The 14,428-nt window shown below is 65.6% G+C and carries 18 protein-coding genes and 1 pseudogene; 7 read left to right on the top strand and 12 right to left on the bottom strand.

The window, feature by feature from the left end:
* Window positions 1-28 precede the first annotated feature (28 nt).
* Window positions 29-260, top strand: a pseudogene (locus DIE22_RS16895) (DUF1641 domain-containing protein); the annotation flags it as partial.
* A 33-nt stretch (window positions 261-293) separates the two neighbouring features.
* Here the strand turns inward: DIE22_RS16895 and DIE22_RS16890 are convergent.
* The 3 genes from DIE22_RS16890 to DIE22_RS16880 form a co-directional block, all read right to left on the bottom strand.
* Window positions 294-848, bottom strand: coding sequence for a GNAT family N-acetyltransferase (locus DIE22_RS16890; protein WP_260426696.1), 555 nt, complete (start codon window positions 846-848; stop codon window positions 294-296).
* A 217-nt stretch (window positions 849-1,065) separates the two neighbouring features.
* Window positions 1,066-1,287: a hypothetical protein gene (locus DIE22_RS16885; RefSeq protein WP_124497697.1), complete on the bottom strand. Its 222-nt coding sequence runs from the start codon at window positions 1,285-1,287 to the stop codon at window positions 1,066-1,068.
* Between the two features lie 65 nt (window positions 1,288-1,352).
* Window positions 1,353-1,616, bottom strand: coding sequence for an HPr family phosphocarrier protein (locus DIE22_RS16880; protein WP_124605585.1), 264 nt, complete (start codon window positions 1,614-1,616; stop codon window positions 1,353-1,355).
* A 366-nt stretch (window positions 1,617-1,982) separates the two neighbouring features.
* On the opposite strand from DIE22_RS16880, the gene DIE22_RS16875 reads away from it, so the two are divergent.
* The gene (locus DIE22_RS16875; protein ID WP_124497695.1) at window positions 1,983-2,327 is read left to right on the top strand and encodes a zinc ribbon domain-containing protein YjdM; all 345 of its coding nucleotides are present in this window, start codon (window positions 1,983-1,985) and stop codon (window positions 2,325-2,327) included.
* A gap of 46 nt (window positions 2,328-2,373) precedes the next feature.
* Complete coding sequence (locus DIE22_RS16870; RefSeq protein WP_124497694.1) at window positions 2,374-3,210, top strand: spermidine synthase; 837 nt, start codon at window positions 2,374-2,376, stop codon at window positions 3,208-3,210.
* An 18-nt stretch (window positions 3,211-3,228) separates the two neighbouring features.
* On the opposite strand, the gene DIE22_RS16865 is transcribed toward DIE22_RS16870, so the two are convergent.
* Entirely contained in the window at window positions 3,229-3,414 is a 186-nt protein-coding gene (locus DIE22_RS16865) for a ribbon-helix-helix protein, CopG family (RefSeq protein WP_124497693.1), read from the bottom strand.
* A 323-nt stretch (window positions 3,415-3,737) separates the two neighbouring features.
* Between DIE22_RS16865 and DIE22_RS16860 the strand changes: the two genes are divergently transcribed.
* Together DIE22_RS16860 and DIE22_RS16855 are read left to right on the top strand one after the other, a co-directional pair.
* Window positions 3,738-4,088 (top strand): hypothetical protein, encoded by a 351-nt coding sequence (locus DIE22_RS16860; protein WP_124497692.1) that lies wholly within the window; start codon window positions 3,738-3,740, stop codon window positions 4,086-4,088.
* Window positions 4,085-4,297: a DUF2909 domain-containing protein gene (locus DIE22_RS16855; RefSeq protein ID WP_044843449.1), complete on the top strand. Its 213-nt coding sequence runs from the start codon at window positions 4,085-4,087 to the stop codon at window positions 4,295-4,297. Before DIE22_RS16860 ends, DIE22_RS16855 begins: the two co-directional genes overlap by 4 nt.
* A 205-nt stretch (window positions 4,298-4,502) precedes the next feature.
* Here the strand turns inward: DIE22_RS16855 and DIE22_RS16850 are convergent, their stop codons facing one another.
* From DIE22_RS16850 to hyfB, 7 genes are all read right to left on the bottom strand, one after another.
* Window positions 4,503-4,700, bottom strand: coding sequence for a DUF2970 domain-containing protein (locus DIE22_RS16850; protein WP_124497691.1), 198 nt, complete (start codon window positions 4,698-4,700; stop codon window positions 4,503-4,505).
* A gap of 298 nt (window positions 4,701-4,998) precedes the next feature.
* Entirely contained in the window at window positions 4,999-5,514 is a 516-nt protein-coding gene (locus DIE22_RS16845; protein WP_124497690.1) for an NADH-quinone oxidoreductase subunit B family protein, read from the bottom strand.
* The gene (locus tag DIE22_RS16840) at window positions 5,514-7,076 is read right to left on the bottom strand and encodes an NADH-quinone oxidoreductase subunit C (RefSeq protein WP_124605584.1); all 1,563 of its coding nucleotides are present in this window, start codon (window positions 7,074-7,076) and stop codon (window positions 5,514-5,516) included. Before DIE22_RS16840 ends, DIE22_RS16845 begins: the two co-directional genes overlap by 1 nt.
* Window positions 7,077-7,079: 3 nt before the next feature.
* Window positions 7,080-8,543, bottom strand: coding sequence for a hydrogenase 4 subunit F (locus DIE22_RS16835; protein WP_124605583.1), 1,464 nt, complete (start codon window positions 8,541-8,543; stop codon window positions 7,080-7,082).
* Entirely contained in the window at window positions 8,536-9,195 is a 660-nt protein-coding gene (locus DIE22_RS16830) for a formate hydrogenlyase (protein ID WP_124497687.1), read from the bottom strand. Before DIE22_RS16830 ends, DIE22_RS16835 begins: the two co-directional genes overlap by 8 nt.
* Complete coding sequence (locus DIE22_RS16825) at window positions 9,196-10,146, bottom strand: respiratory chain complex I subunit 1 family protein (RefSeq protein ID WP_124497686.1); 951 nt, start codon at window positions 10,144-10,146, stop codon at window positions 9,196-9,198. It abuts the gene before it with no gap.
* The gene (hyfB, locus tag DIE22_RS16820; RefSeq protein WP_124605582.1) at window positions 10,140-12,146 is read right to left on the bottom strand and encodes a hydrogenase 4 subunit B; all 2,007 of its coding nucleotides are present in this window, start codon (window positions 12,144-12,146) and stop codon (window positions 10,140-10,142) included. The genes DIE22_RS16825 and hyfB overlap by 7 nt, the downstream gene beginning before the upstream one ends.
* Before the next feature lie 246 nt (window positions 12,147-12,392).
* Between hyfB and DIE22_RS16815 the strand changes: the two genes are divergently transcribed.
* Window positions 12,393-13,160: a YoaK family protein gene (locus DIE22_RS16815; RefSeq protein WP_124497775.1), complete on the top strand. Its 768-nt coding sequence runs from the start codon at window positions 12,393-12,395 to the stop codon at window positions 13,158-13,160.
* 169 nt (window positions 13,161-13,329) lie between these two features.
* Window positions 13,330-13,527 carry a ribbon-helix-helix protein, CopG family gene (locus DIE22_RS16810; RefSeq protein WP_124605581.1) on the top strand — a complete coding sequence of 66 codons (198 nt, stop codon included), beginning with the start codon at window positions 13,330-13,332 and terminating at the stop codon, window positions 13,525-13,527.
* A 13-nt stretch (window positions 13,528-13,540) separates the two neighbouring features.
* Here the strand turns inward: DIE22_RS16810 and DIE22_RS16805 are convergent, their stop codons facing one another.
* Window positions 13,541-14,377, bottom strand: coding sequence for a spermidine synthase (locus DIE22_RS16805; RefSeq protein ID WP_124605580.1), 837 nt, complete (start codon window positions 14,375-14,377; stop codon window positions 13,541-13,543).
* Window positions 14,378-14,428: the final 51 nt, after the last annotated feature.

The raw sequence follows: 14,428 nt of genomic DNA, 5'->3' as shown, positions 1-14,428 counted from the left end.
CTGCTTGCAGGGGGCGGCCGGCTCCTGCAACGAGGCAGTCAGCGCGAATGCGCCGATGGCCGGGACGTTCGTTGGCGCGGTCGACGCGCTGGCACGCAAAGCGGTGTGCAGAACCTCACAGCGCGCGTGATGGCGCTATCGCGCATTCCGCCCGAGCAGTTCGGCAACGCCGTGTTCGCGGCGCGTGCCGGCTGCTGCACGACGATGCGCCGTGGGATGCGCTGACGCCGCAGTTCGAAGGGGAGTTGTGCCGCGAGCCGGCGATGCCGCGGCGCCGGCTCGCGGCATCGAGGTTACCGGCACGCGCGCGAAAACAGCAGCGAATCGGTGTCGTTGAAGCGGATCCGCACCGGATCGGCATACCCGGCCTTCTGCGCGACACGGATCGACGCGACGTTGGTCGGCGCGATCAGGCACACGCTGCGTTCGAACCGGTTCTGCGCATCGAGCCAGCCGAGCGCGTACGACAGCGCTTCGGTCGCGTAGCCCATCCCGTGCGCCCAGCTCGCGAGCGCCCAGCCGGCTTCCGGCACGCCGCGAATCGACGGCTCGACCGCTCGGTGAAAGTCGGCGAAGCCGAGATCGCCGACGTAGCGGCCCGATGCCTTCTCGCGAATCGCCCAGTAGCCGTAGCCGAGCAGTGGCCACAGCCCGCGATACGCGAGCAGCCGCATCCACGAGTCGCGTGGCGCCGACGGCTTGCCGTTGAAGATGTGCGCGACGACGGCCGGCTCTGCCCACATCGCGGTGAGCGCGTCGAAGTCGCCGAGCGGATGGCCTTCGAGGGTCAGGCGTGGGGTGTCGAGCACCGGCGGGGACGTGACGGGCGGCAGGGCGCTGGATGTCATCGGGCGTTCCATGGGGAAAGGAAGGCGAAGGCGGCGCCGTGCACCGCACTCGGGACCCGTACGATACCGCGGAAACCGCGGCGCGGCCGCACATCCCCGCCTGCATCGGGGATTGCGATCGCATCGCCCGGACGGCCGTCCGCGGATTGCTTCATGGAGGACGTCGACAGGCCCGCATGCTTCCCGTGAAGCGGCATCGCGCCCGCGCCGGCCGATCCTACTTCCGGCTCTTCAGGAAGTTGCGCCCGTGTGCCGTGATCGACGCGCCGGAGCGGCCGTTCGCGGCATGGCTGACGAAGCCCGCGCCGACGAGTTCCTGTTCGATCGACCAGCCGAGCGCCGGCGCATCGCGGCCGTAGCGCACATCGGCGAGGCGCTCGAGCGCCCAGATCGCGGAGGCCGACAGGTTGGGGGAGTTGGACATGACGTTGTCGTTCATCGCTTCCTCGGAGAGTGGTGATTCAGGGTGAACGGCACGAGGCCGTGGGAGCGGGCGGCGCTGTGTCAGCCCGCCTGCAGCAAGGGCAGCAGCGCCTGGAGCGCGGCCTCTTCGTCGGGGCCGGTGGCGAGCACCTGCGCGGACGTGCCGCCATGCATCTGCAGCGCCGCGATGGCGATCGCGTCCTTCGCGCTGCCGCTGAGCCCGTTGGCGAGCAGCAGGATGTCGCTTTCGAAGCGGTGTGCCGCCGCGACGATCGCATCGCGGGACGCGATCGCACGGCTGCGGTTCCATGCGGGGCCGATTTCTACGTAGACGACGGTTGCCACGATGCGGATCAGCCTCGGGGAAAGTCGCCGGAACGGCGTGCAATGGGCGGCCGGCAGCACGCCGGGACCGCGCGGAACGCGGCTTCCCGACCGGGCGCCGGGCCTTGCGCGCTCAACGCCAGTACATCATTCATCTCGAACATGTCGACATCCTCAGCGAAACCGCCATCAAGTCCGGCGAATGATCGAAAGTTGATGATTATAATACGGCAACCGGTTTATGTGTATTGCATTATAATGTCGTGTGTGCGTCGCACCGTCTGGTCGATCTGTCGACGAGGCGGTGCGACGCGCGGTCCGGGCCACGTGCTTGCGTGCCCGGCATTTTTTTCGATTGACCCGAACTCCCACCGAATGGAAGCTGCAATGAACGCCGCCCCCGCCTGCCCGCAATGCGCGATGGAAAACACCTACCCGGACGGCACGCTTTACGTGTGCGCGGACTGTGGCCATGAATGGTCGGCCGGCGCCGGCGCCGAAGCGGGCGACGAACCGGCGGGCGACGTCGTCAAGGACGCGAACGGCAACGTGCTGACGGACGGCGATTCGGTCGTGCTGATCAAGGACTTGCGCGTGAAGGGTTCGTCGATCACGCTGAAGATGGGCACCAAGGTCAAGAGCATCCGCCTCGTCGGCGGCGATCACGAAGTCGATTGCAAGACCGACATGGGCGGCTTCATGCTGAAGGCCTGCTATCTGAAGAAGGTATGACCGCGCGCGGTACGAACGACGCTCCGGTCAACCGGGCCTGCCGAGCATGAGCGAGGATCGAACGTCCTATGACGCATTCCTGCGGTTCCTGGCGATGCCGTTGAACGACGGCCGTCCGTTCGTGCTCGAGACGAAGCACGCGGTGTCGCTGCATTTCGACCACTTCGGCACGCAGAGCTTCATGTCGCTGAAGGATCCGGTCAGGCTCGAACTCGGCTATACGCGCGTGATGATGGGTTTCCTGCTGCTGCAGCCCGTGCCCGCGCGCATCTGCATGATCGGGCTCGGCGGCGGATCGATGGCGAAGTACTGCTATCGGCATCTGCCCGACACGGCGATCGACGCAGTCGAGATCAACCCGGACGTGATCGCGCTGCGCGACGTGTTCAGGATTCCGCAAGACGACGCGCGCTTCGCGGTGGTCTGCGCGGACGGCGCCGACTACGTGGCAAGGCCGGAGGTCCGGGCGGACGTGATCCTGCACGACGCGTTCGTCGCCGACGGCATGCCGGGCAGTTGCACGGGTGCGGCCTTTCTCGACGCGTGCCGTGCGCGGCTGAGCGAAACGGGTGTGCTCGCGATCAACTTCATGGACGACGATCCGGCGTTGCCGCGGCATCTCGAGCAACTGCACGCGGTGTTCGACGATTCGTATGCGCTGGTGCCATGCGGTGACGACAACAACTTCATCGCGTTCGCGTGGAAGAACGGCAACCCGTTGCCGTCGCTGCGCATCCTGCTCGAGCGCGCGCTGGGGTTCGGCTCGGCCGGCGAGCTCAAGCTGTCGTCCACCGCCCGGCGCATGAAGGCAGGGGAGTGCATCGATCCCGCGCGGCTCGTCTGGCGCGCGCGTGAACATGCACGATGGGAAATCTGCGCCTGACGGCGCCGGGGGCCGCGCTTACTTCATCCGCTTGCCGAGCGCGCTCTTGGTCTTGTACGTGACGCCGTGTTTGTCGAGATACTCGCGGATCAACTGACGCACGACTTGCGACGGCGTGAGATCCTGCTCCGCGCAGAGCAGGTCGAACGCTTCTTTCTTGGCGGGATCGATCAGGACGGTCAGGCGGGCGGTTTTCGTTTCCATCGTGAGGCAGGGGTGGTCGATATGTTAATCAAATTATAATCCATCCGCTGTCGGCACCCTGTCCGAATGTGCCATGGCGCCATGGCGGTGCGCGCGCGGGCCACCCGTCCAAGGCGCCGGGTTGCTCGAATCATCTGCAAACGTGGTAACGACATTATCATGATCTGTTGGTCGTATTGGGCCTTAAGTACAATGTCGGCCGGCACTGCCGGCCCCGGCTTGCCCGGGCGGCTCCGTCGTCCGCGCGACCGGTTGTCCGGCCGCTTCCGGTTCCACACGGCCCGCGTGCGCCGCCACTTCGCCGCGACTTCGATATCCGCCTCATGACCCCGATCAAGTTCGTTCTCCGCTATACGGCGATTCCCTTCGCAGCCATCGTGGCAGTCGTGATCTGGGCGGTCGTGCCGTCGTCGAAAGAGATCGACGCGCGGCAATATGCGGCGCTGTCGCGCGGATACGCGAGTTTCCCGCTACCGTTTCGACACGAGATATCGGAAGCGATGGAGCAGGGCCGGATCAGCGACCGCCGTTACCAGACGCTCGTGCGCGATTCGCTGGGGAATGGCGTGGCGCTGGACTGGCCGGCGTCGGGCGTCGCCGACGTCGCCGCCGAGCGGCAAAGACTGACCCAACTGCTGAAGGCCGATGCCGGCCTAGAGGAACATCAACAATGAAGATTGCGCTGGTTTCGGCGGCTTTCGTGATGATTATCGGAAGCCTGGTTTTCGCGCTGTATTTCATGAATCACGACCGCGGCGGGAGCAAGCGGATGGCGTGGTCGCTGGCGGCGCGCGTCGGCTTGTCGATCACGCTGTTTCTGTCGCTGCTGATCGCGTACCGGCTCGGGTGGATCGAACCGACGGGGCTGCCGATCGGGCGGTGATGCGCGGCATGTGCGCGGACGTCAACCGGCGCGGCCCGGCGGCAGCGACCTGGATGTTCGATGCGATGCGGGAGAACCGGCTGATCAAGCCGGGCGACCCAATCGCACCGGCCTTGCCGATCTTCACGCCGTAGCGACGGGTCATCTGCACAAGGTGGCCGGTTCGGTCATTGTCGCGACATCGCGCATTTGTGGCGGCGAACCGTCAACCCACGGCCAAATGCACGACGAACAGCAGCAGCGCAATGAATACGCCAAGCGCAACGAGTGCGGCAATGACCACGGCGAACGGGTTGAGCTGCGTTGCATCCGCCTCGAGATTGGCGCGCTTGTTGATTCCGAGAAACGCCAGGAAGACCGCGCGGAACGCGCGAACGATCTGGTCTTTACGATTTTCACTCATACAGTTTTCCTTCGCCTCGATAAGAATTGCAGGGGTCCGTGTTTGCTGCTCGGCGGCAACATCGCCGACGCCGGAGGCCGGCCAGCGAGCCGCATACGAGCGCCTGATACCTCCAGTTCCAGTCATCGATCCGGCCGTGGTTCATCGCGTCCGCGATCGGTCGTGAAACGGGAAGCGGTGTCATTGCGAATAACGTGGGCAGGGCAGCGATCGTCCGGATCGCCGGACCGATGCCAGCCGCGTCGCCGCCGGAGCAAGCGAGGTATCGCCGACGGAAGGATTGCCGCGGGCATCCGCTTCAATCTCCGCGTGATCGGCAAGCTGTCAAAATGCCCCGCAGCAAATCGACCGGCGGGGGCGGACATCCGGGGATGGTCACATCGACGGGCAGGATCGACGCAACGGGACCGCACACCGCATAGCTGTCGGCAAAGATACCGCCCGTGCACGCGCACTCGCCGGCTGCGACGACGAGTTTCGGCGCCGGCGTGGCGTCGTACGCGGCAAGCACGGCTGCCTTCATGTTCAGCGTGACGGGGCCGGTCACGAGCAGCAGGTCCGCATGGCGCGGGCTGGCGACGAATTTGATCCCGAGCCCTTCGATGTTGTAGTACGGGTTGTTCAGTGCGTGAATCTCCAGCTCGCAACCGTTGCACGAACCCGCGTCGATCTGCCGGATGCACAATGCCCGGCCGAGGAGATCGAGAATGTCCTGACGAATCTGCTGTGCCTCCTGTCGCCAGGCGGCTTCGGTGGTCGGCACCGGTTCGTCGGGAAATTCGGTGCGCGCGAATTGACGGATGAGTTGCCACATCAGAGATCGTGCCCCGCGTAGTTCAGGTTGAACGATTTATTGATCAGCGGGAAATCGGGAACGATGTTGCCGATGATCGCGTGCTCGAGCGCCGGCCAGTTCTGCCAGGACGGATCGTGACAATGGCAGCGGGCGATGGCATCGCCCGATGCTGTCTCGAGCGCGACGAACACGTCGCCGCGCCAGCCCTCCACCCAGCCGATTCCCCTGGATGGCGCCGCCGCGGGCGTGACGCCGGTGGCGATCGGCCCTTCCGGAAGATGCGCCAGCAGTTCACCGATCAGACGCAGCGATTCGTCGATTTCGGCAAACCGCACGGCGACCCGCGCGGCGACGTCGCCGCGCGCATCGCATGCCGCCTTGACGGCCAGGTCGCGGTAAGGGGGCGGCCGCAGGTTCGCGCGCACGTCGAATGCCTGGCCGCTGGCGCGGGCGGCCATGCCGCGCACGCCGAAATGCGCGACGACGTCGGCATTCAATCGGCCGGTGCCCAGAAACCGGTCCTGCAGCCCGGACTGGTCCTCGTAGATCTTCCGCATCACGTGCACGTCGCGTGCGATGCGTTCGCCCTGTTCGGTGAGGGCGGCCGCGTCCTCCGGCTCGATGTCGACGGCCAGTCCGCCCGGCACGATCCGGTCCATCAGGTAGCGATGCCCGAAGATCCCGCCGTTGGTCCGTATCCAGTTCTCCTTGAGCCGCGAGAACTGCGCGAGACCGAACGCGAATCCGGCATCGTTGCCGAGCGCGCCGAGATCGCCGAGGTGATTCGCGATGCGCTCGCGCTCGAGCAGGAGCGCGCGCAGAGACAGCGCACGCGCCGGCACGGCCGTGCCGCATGCCTGCTCGAGCGCCATGCAATAGGCCCACGAGAACGCGACGGTCGAGTCGCCGGCGATCCGGCCCGCAACGCGATGGCCGTTCGATGCGGCCGTCCGTTCGAACAGCCGTTCGACGCCGCGATGCACATAGCCGAGCCGTTCCTCGAGCCGCAGCACCTTCTCGCCGACGACGGAGAACCGGAAATGGCCCGGTTCGATGATGCCGGCGTGAATCGGCCCGACCGCGATTTCGTGCACGCCGTCGCCGGCAACCTGCACGAACGGATAATCCGCTTCGCTCGATTCGAATCGCTCGATTCCGGTTGCCTGCTTCTGCAGCGGAAAGTAGTCGCCGGGCCAGTTGCCGTGATTGAGCCACGGGCGCGTGTCGCGCGCATCGCGCTCGCGCAGGCCGGTCAGGTCGAAAATTGCGCGCTGCATGCGCGTTGCGGCGGGAAACACGCCCGCGAGATCGGGATAGTCGCCGTCGGCCCGCGGTTCCTGCCCTGTCGCGAGACGTACCCACAGCACGCCGTCGTCGCATTCGTACGCCGCGTTGACCGAGAAGACGCGCTCGGGCGTTTCGCCGCCCCACATCGCAACGAGCCGGCTTCCCTCCCTCCGCGCGGCCTGCGCGATGTCGAGCCATCGCGGTTCGTCGGCGTCAACCACGGCAGCCGGAACCTGGCCTGCCTCGTGCCGGAGGCGAGTCGAGCCGTCCGGCTGAATCAAGTCGAGTCGCATCGTTTATCCTGCCAGCATCGTTGCAGCCTGGCGGTACCACATCGCCAGATAAGGCGGCACGTACAGGCCCAGCATCAGGCCGAGTCCGAGATGCACGAACACCGGCAGCAGCGCCGGCCGGTGTTCGAGCGGCGTCGCCGTCGTCGTTTCGCCGAACACCATCCGCTGCACGCGCGCGAAGATCGCCGCGAACGCGACGGCGAGCCCGAGCAGCAGCAGCGGCGCGGTCCACGGGAGCGTGTTCATGGCCGTCGTCAGGATCAGGAATTCGCTTGCGAACACGCCGAACGGCGGCAGGCCGAGAATCGCAAGCGTGCCGAGCATCATTGCCCAGCCGACCGCCGGGCTGACTTGCAGCAGCCCGCGAATGCCGTCGATCGCCTGCGTGCCGGCCTTCTGCGCAGCATGGCCGACCGCGAAGAAGATCGCCGACTTGACGAGGGAATGGACCGTCATGTGCAGCAGCCCGGCGAAGGTCGCGATCGGGCCGCCGAGCCCGAACGCGAACGTCATCAGGCCCATATGCTCGATCGACGAGTACGAGAACAGGCGCTTCACGTCCTTCTGCCGGAACAGCGAGAATGACGCGATCAGGACCGACACGAGCCCGAAGCCGACCAGCAACCGCCCCGGCAGGCCATTGCCGAGCGCGCCGTCGGCCAGCACCTTGCAGCGCAGCACCGCATACAGCGCGACGTTCAGCAGCAGGCCGGACAGCACCGCCGAAATCGGCGTCGGGCCTTCGGCATGTGCGTCCGGCAGCCAGCTGTGCATCGGCACGAGGCCGACCTTGGTGCCGTAGCCGACCAGCAGGAACACGAAGGCGATCGACACGATCGTCGGGTCGAGGTGCGTCCTGACCGCGGCCAGGCTGGTCCACAGCAGCGCGTCGCCGTCGGTCAGTTGCCGGCTCGCGGCCAGATACAGCAGGATCGTGCCGAACAGCGCCTGGGCGATGCCGACCCCGCACAGGATGAAGTACTTCCATGCGGCTTCGAGGCTCGCGGCGGTACGGTAGACGCTGACGAGCAACACGGTGGCGAGCGTGGCGGCTTCCATCGCAACCCACAGCACGCCGACGTTGTCGGTCAGCAGCGCGAGCAGCATCGCGAACATGAAGAGCTGATACATGCTGTGATAGAGCCGCATCCGCGCGGCCGTCATCCGGCCGCGGGCCTCCTCGATCTGCATGTAGGGCCGGGAAAACAGCGACGTCGTCCAGTCGACGAACGCCGTGAGCGCAACGAGATAGACATTGAGCGGATCGACGAAAAACGCGCGTCCGAATGCGAACGACGGGCCGTGCTCGACGGTGCGCGCGGCCAGCACCAACGTTGCCGAGAACGTCAGGAAGCTGAAGCCGATGTTCAGATGGCGCGCGACCCGGCTCGGCCGCACGCAGGCAAGGCAGGCGGCTCCCGCGAGCGGCAGGCCGAGCACGGCGAGCACGACGTCGGCGTCATTCATCTTTGAGTTTCTCGAGGTGATGGATGTCCAGGCTGTCGAACTGCTCGCGAATCTGGAACATGAAGACGCCGAGGATCAGGATGCCGATCAGCACGTCGAGCCCGATGCCGAGCTCGACGATCATCGGCATGCCGTTGGTCGCGGCCGCCGCCGCGAAGAACAGGCCGTTCTCCATCGACAGAAAGCCGATCACCTGCGGAATGGCCTTGGCGCGCGTGATCATCGCCATGAACGACAGCAGCACGCACGCGAGCGCGATGCCGAGCGTGCCGCGTGCGACCGAGGTCGCGAGCTGGCTGATCGGCGCGGCGACATTGAACGCAACGATCACGAGGACGATGCCGATCAGCAGCGTGGTCGGAATATTGATGAGCGGCTCGACGTCGGTCTTGACGTCGAGCCTGCGAACGAGCCGGTACAGGAACCACGGGATCACGCCGACCTTCAGCACGAGCGTCAGCCCGGCGGACACATACAGGTGCACGTCGTCCGTGACGAAGCCGAGGATCAGGTTCGCCGACACGAGCGCGACGCCCTGCAGCGTATAGAGATGGATCAGGGACAGGATCCGGCGCTGGCTCAGCATCGCGAACGACAGCATCAGCAGCACGGCCGCGAGGAAATTGATCAGTTGTGTCGCGTAGCCGTGCATTCATGCCCCCAGCAGCAGGTGGACGAGCATGCCGATCACGGCCAGCAGGAAGGCGGTCGCCAGGAATTCCGGCACCCTGAAGATGCGCATCTTCGCGTTGGCCGTTTCGACCACGGCGAGCGCGATGCCGCCTGCCGTCAGCTTGATGAAGAGCACCGGCACGGCCAGCAGCAGCGCAACCGGATCGCCCGCATTCGCGATGCCCCAGGGCACGAACAACGCGAGACCGATGCACGAATACGCGAACAGCTTGAGGCTTGCCGCCCACTCCATCAGGGCAAGGTGCCGTCCCGAATATTCGAGGATCAGCGCCTCGTGGATCATCGTGAGCTCGAGGTGAGTGGTCGGATTGTCGACGGGCAGCCGCGCATTTTCGGCCAGCGCGACCAGTGTGAACGCGATGCCGGCGAACGCCAGGCTCGGATAGATCGTGAGCTCGCCGCGGCCGAGCGTCGCGACGATGCTCGTCAGCAGCGTCGACTGCGTAATCAGCGAGGCCGACAGCAGCACCATCAGCAGCGCCGGCTCCGCGAGAAAGCCGATCAGCATTTCGCGGCGGGCGCCGAGCGTGCCGAACGCCGTGCCGACGTCCATCGCCGCGAGCGACAGCGCGACGCGCGCGAGCGCAAACAGGCCGACGAGCGCGATCGCATCGGCGGCGGGCGACAGCGGCAACTCGGTCGACAGCGTCGGTACGATCGCGCATGCGAGCGTCATGGCGGCCCAGACGACATAGGGTGCGCCGCGGAACACGGGGCTCGCGCCGTGCGCGATCACCGATTCCTTGTTGAACAGCTTGTGGAGCATCCGGTACGGCTGCCAGATGGACGGCGCACGCCGGTTCTGAAGCCAGGCGCGGCATTGGTTGACCCAGCCCGTGAGCAATGGCGCGGCCGCGATCGCGATCACGATTTCGAGGGTCTGCGAAATGACGCCGGACGCGGTTACCATCGTCTCACCAACATCAGAAGCAGGATCAGCACGACGAAACTGTAGGTCAGGTAAACCGCGATCTTGCCCGTCTGCAGGCGGCCCGCCCAGTCGGCGATACGTTGCGTCAGCGCCGCGATGCGCGCGTAGAGTGCGGTCCACGTGCGATCGGTGACCGACACCCGGTAGGCCGGCTGTGCATCGAACGGTGACGGCAGTTGCCGCTCGATGCGTAGCAGCGGTGCGAAGATTTCGCGGATCGGCTGCCCGAATCCTTCCGCCGTATCCTGCATTCGCGCGGTCGTGAACGGGAAGCCGCAGCTCCACGGAGCCGCGCGTCGGAGCCGGCCGTGATAAAAACGCCGCACCAGCACCCACGCGAGCCCGCAGCATACGATGAAGAACAGCATGAACGCCGCGGGCATGTAGCTGGCACGAGCGGCCGACACGGGCGCGAGCAGCAGCCAGCCATGATTGTCCGCGCCGACGCCGGCGCCGACCAGCGCGTGCGTGACGCGATCCAGCAGCCTGACGAACTGCGCGGGCATCAGCCCGAGCAGTACGCTGGCCGCCGCGAACCAGCAGAACGCGAGTCGTTCCCACGCGTTCGCGTCGCGGGCGCGATTCAGCTTCGCTTCTCTCGGTTGCCCAAGGAACACGATGCCGAAGAACTTGACCATCGTGTAGCCGGCCAGCGCGGCCGACATGGCGATCAGCGCGGCGGCGATCGGCACCGTCATGGCGAGCACCGAATCCGGCAACCGTGGCGCGAACAGAAAACCCTGCAGCAGCAGCCACTCGGCCACGAAACCGCTCAGCGGCGGCAAGCCCGCGCTTGCCGCGACGCCCGCGAGTACCGCCCACGCGGTCCACGGCATGAAGCGAATCAGTCCGCCGAGCCTGCCGAGGTTGCGCTCGCCGGTGGCGTGGAGCACGGCGCCCGTGCCCAGGAACAGCAAGCTCTTGAATGCCGCATGCGCGACGATCTGGTAGAGCATCGCGGTCAGCGCGAGCGCGGACAGGCTCGTCATTCCGTACGCGCGAAACAGCACCGCGAGACCGAGCGCGACGATCATCAGGCCGACGTTGTCGATCGACGAATAGGCGAGCAGGCGCTTCATGTCGACCTGGATGGTGCTGAACACCACGCCGAGCAGCGCGGTGCCGACGCCCAGCATGAGCAGCAGCACGCCCCACCACGCGACCTGCACGTGCAGCAGGTCGAACAGGACGCGCAGCAGGCCGTACAGGCCGACTTTCAGCACGAATCCGCTGAGGAGCGCCGAGACCGGCGACGGCGCCGCGGGATGGGCCTCCGGCAGCCACACATGCAGCGGGAAGATCCCGGCCTTCGCGCCGAACCCGACGAGCGCGAACAGGAAGGCGAACGACGCGGGGAATGTATCCAGCGACTGCGCGCGCAGGTTGGCGAAGGTGTAGTCGCCGGTGCGCGCCTGCAGAATGCCGAAGCAGAGCAGCAGCGCGAGCGCGCCGACGTGCGAGATCAGGAAATACAGATAACCCGCCCGGCGGATCTCGCCGATCCGGTGGTTGGTCATGACGAGAAACGTCGCGGACAGCGTCAGCGTCTCCCAGGCGACCATGAACACGTATGCGTCGTCCGCGATCAACACCAGCGCGATGCTTGCGAGGCAGACGTGGTACTCGAAGCAGATCAGCCCGGGCGCCGATCCCTCACCCTTGCGGAAATAGCCGGCTGAAAAGGCGCCGATCCCCGCGCTGACGAGGCCGAGCACGAACAGGAAATAGCCGGACAAGCGGTCGGCACGCAGATGAAAGGGCAGGCCGGGAAGCCCGATCGGCAGCACCGCGGTAGACGGTTCGGCCAGGACGCCGGCGAGGCCCGCCGCGCCGACGAGCAGTCCGACCAATGCGCCGAGCGGGAAAAGGCCGTGGGCCACCAGACGCGTACGACTCAACGCCCCGAGCCCCAGCGTGCCGACCGCGAGCCACGCGGCCACGGCCAGCAGGACGAAATGGACGACCGGCACGGGTGCCATCCGGAATGTCTCCAGTACGCTCGGGTTGGACGAGGTGGTTGGAATGGCCGCGTCTCCCGCGACGGATTCCTGCTCGCATTATGACACCGAAAGACGAATCCGGATAACAAGGTATGATAATGAAGTTATCATCAAAATCTCATCACTCCCCGGATGGAACGGGCGGCCGTGGCGGTTTGCCGCGGCGCTCCGGGCTCCACTCAGGGCGTCGTTGTCTCCCGATCCGGGCGAATGAGGGAAGATCCCATGCCAGCGCAGTACTTTCGAAGCCTGACGGGAAAACACCGCAGCGCGGCCGCGAACCGCCAGCTCGGGTTTTCGCTTGCCTTTGTCGCCGGCGCAACCAATGCCGGCGGTTTCCTCGCGGTCAGGCAATACACGTCCCACATGAGCGGGATCGTGTCGGCGATTGCGGATCAGACAGCGCTTGGCGACATCCGGCTCGTGCTGGCCGGTGTCGGTTCGCTCGCGTCGTTTCTGGTTGGCGCCGGCTGCTCGGCGGTGCTCGTCAACTGGGGGCGCCGCCGCGGGCTGCAGAGTCAGTATGTGCTGCCGCTGCTGGTCGAAGCCGCGCTGCTGCTCCTGTTCGGGCTGCTCGGCAGCCATCTCGCGCTGTGGGAGGCGTTCTTCATGCCGGTCACGGTCATCTTGCTGTGCTTCATCATGGGGCTGCAAAACGCGATGATCACCAAGCTGTCGGGGGCGGAAATCCGCACGACGCACATGACGGGCATCGTGACGGACCTCGGCATCGAACTCGGCAAACTGTTTTACTGGAATCGCTCGGGTGCGGATATGCACGCGCATGCGGTGATCGCAAACCGCGCGAAGCTCAGGATTCACGGAACGATGCTGGCGTCGTTCTTCGTCGGGGGGCTGGCTGGCGCAATCGGCTTCAAGCATGTCGGCTACGTGTCGACCGTGCCGCTTGCCGCGGCGCTCGTCACGCTGGCGATCGTGCCCGTGGTCGACGACGTGCTGGACTATCTCTACCGGCTTGACCGCAGGTCATGAGCCGGCATAAGGTGAAACGAAACCCGAGCTCGCCTTGTCGGCGGCGGATCCTGCTTGAGGTGCCGTCGCCGAGCCTGATCGACACGCGTGTGCCGAATGTCTTGCGGCGCTGCGCACAAGGGCCGATGCATTATAATCAAATTAGCATATTCGCCGACTCTGTCCTGCAATGGAAACGAAAACCGCACGCTTGACCATCCTGATCGATCCCGCCAAGAAAGAAGCGTTCGACATGCTCTGCGCGGAGCAGGACCTGACGCCGTCGCAAGTCGTGCGGCAGTTGATTCGCGAGTATCTCGATCAGCACGGCGTGAGCTACAGGACAAAAAGCCCGCTCGGCAAGCGGGTGAGTCGAAACGCAGGCTGAGCCCGAAAGCGGTTCAGGCGTCGATTTCCCAGTGTGCATGCCCCTGCGCATGCCAGATCAACCGCTTTGGATCGAGGCGCTCTCCCTCCTTCATGCGCCGGGCGGTTGACGACAGTTTGAGTTCGCCGGCAAACGCAAACGAGAGCACGCGTTCGAACAGAACTCGCCTCGATGGCAAGCGAAGCGGCCCTTTCCAGGCGAACGCGACGAAATTGCTGTCGTCGTCGCATCGGACAACCGCATATGAAGGGCCGAACACGGCGCCCAGTCGCTCGATGTGACCGGGCAGCGACAGGTCGTCGTCCGCCAGATTGATTGCGAGCACCCCGGCATCGCTCAATCGCTCGCGGCAGGCAGTGAAGAACGCGATATCCGCACACCGGCTCGGCATACCTTCCGCGTCGAAGGCATCCACGAGGATCACGTCGGTGTGGACATCCTCCCGCGTCACGTACTCCGCACCATCTGCACGGATCACCTTGAACCGGGCGTCGTCCGCGGGAATCCTGAACACGTCGCGTAGTGCGATCACTTCCGGATTGATTTCGACCGCGTCGACCGTCACGCCGGGCAGATGCCGATAACAGTACTTGGCCAACGAGCCGCCCCCGAGCCCGATCATGCACATATGCCTGGCGGCCGGGTGCAGCAGCAGACATCCCATCATGGTTCGCGTATAGCCGAGCGCAAGTTTGTCCGGCGTGCGCAGCGACATGAAGCTTTGGGTGGCCACGTGATCGAAGTGCAGCGAGATCGCGTGCTGCGTCTCCAATACATACGGGCGCCCGGCGTTCAATGGGGTCGACAGGAATTTGACGAACGCATCGTAGGAAGTTGGATCCCGCTCCATGCTCGATCGATTCAGGTGGGCAAGTTGTTGGTGGGGGTGCGTGCGGCGAAC

It is taken from the genome of Burkholderia sp. Bp9142 (assembly GCF_003853415.1).
Classification (GTDB): domain Bacteria; phylum Pseudomonadota; class Gammaproteobacteria; order Burkholderiales; family Burkholderiaceae; genus Burkholderia.
The sequence above is the reverse complement of the archived record's forward strand: the minus strand, read 5'-3'. Positions and strand labels throughout refer to the sequence as shown.

Bases quoted from the DNA above. Each gene is read 5' to 3' on its own strand.
- DIE22_RS16890 (WP_260426696.1), bottom strand. From the start codon at position 848: ATGACATCCAGCGCCCTGCCGCCCGTCACGTCCCCGCCGGTGCTCGAC.
- DIE22_RS16885 (WP_124497697.1), bottom strand. From the start codon at position 1,287: ATGAACGACAACGTCATGTCCAACTCCCCCAACCTGTCGGCCTCCGCG.
- DIE22_RS16875 (WP_124497695.1), top strand. From the start codon at position 1,983: ATGAACGCCGCCCCCGCCTGCCCGCAATGCGCGATGGAAAACACCTAC.
- DIE22_RS16870 (WP_124497694.1), top strand. From the start codon at position 2,374: ATGAGCGAGGATCGAACGTCCTATGACGCATTCCTGCGGTTCCTGGCG.
- DIE22_RS16865 (WP_124497693.1), bottom strand. From the start codon at position 3,414: ATGGAAACGAAAACCGCCCGCCTGACCGTCCTGATCGATCCCGCCAAG.
- DIE22_RS16860 (WP_124497692.1), top strand. From the start codon at position 3,738: ATGACCCCGATCAAGTTCGTTCTCCGCTATACGGCGATTCCCTTCGCA.
- DIE22_RS16855 (WP_044843449.1), top strand. From the start codon at position 4,085: ATGAAGATTGCGCTGGTTTCGGCGGCTTTCGTGATGATTATCGGAAGC.
- DIE22_RS16850 (WP_124497691.1), bottom strand. From the start codon at position 4,700: ATGAGTGAAAATCGTAAAGACCAGATCGTTCGCGCGTTCCGCGCGGTC.
- DIE22_RS16845 (WP_124497690.1), bottom strand. From the start codon at position 5,514: ATGTGGCAACTCATCCGTCAATTCGCGCGCACCGAATTTCCCGACGAA.
- DIE22_RS16840 (WP_124605584.1), bottom strand. From the start codon at position 7,076: ATGCGACTCGACTTGATTCAGCCGGACGGCTCGACTCGCCTCCGGCAC.
- DIE22_RS16835 (WP_124605583.1), bottom strand. From the start codon at position 8,543: ATGAATGACGCCGACGTCGTGCTCGCCGTGCTCGGCCTGCCGCTCGCG.
- DIE22_RS16830 (WP_124497687.1), bottom strand. From the start codon at position 9,195: ATGCACGGCTACGCGACACAACTGATCAATTTCCTCGCGGCCGTGCTG.
- DIE22_RS16825 (WP_124497686.1), bottom strand. From the start codon at position 10,146: ATGGTAACCGCGTCCGGCGTCATTTCGCAGACCCTCGAAATCGTGATC.
- hyfB (WP_124605582.1), bottom strand. From the start codon at position 12,146: ATGGCACCCGTGCCGGTCGTCCATTTCGTCCTGCTGGCCGTGGCCGCG.
- DIE22_RS16815 (WP_124497775.1), top strand. From the start codon at position 12,393: ATGCCAGCGCAGTACTTTCGAAGCCTGACGGGAAAACACCGCAGCGCG.
- DIE22_RS16810 (WP_124605581.1), top strand. From the start codon at position 13,330: ATGGAAACGAAAACCGCACGCTTGACCATCCTGATCGATCCCGCCAAG.
- DIE22_RS16805 (WP_124605580.1), bottom strand. From the start codon at position 14,377: ATGGAGCGGGATCCAACTTCCTACGATGCGTTCGTCAAATTCCTGTCG.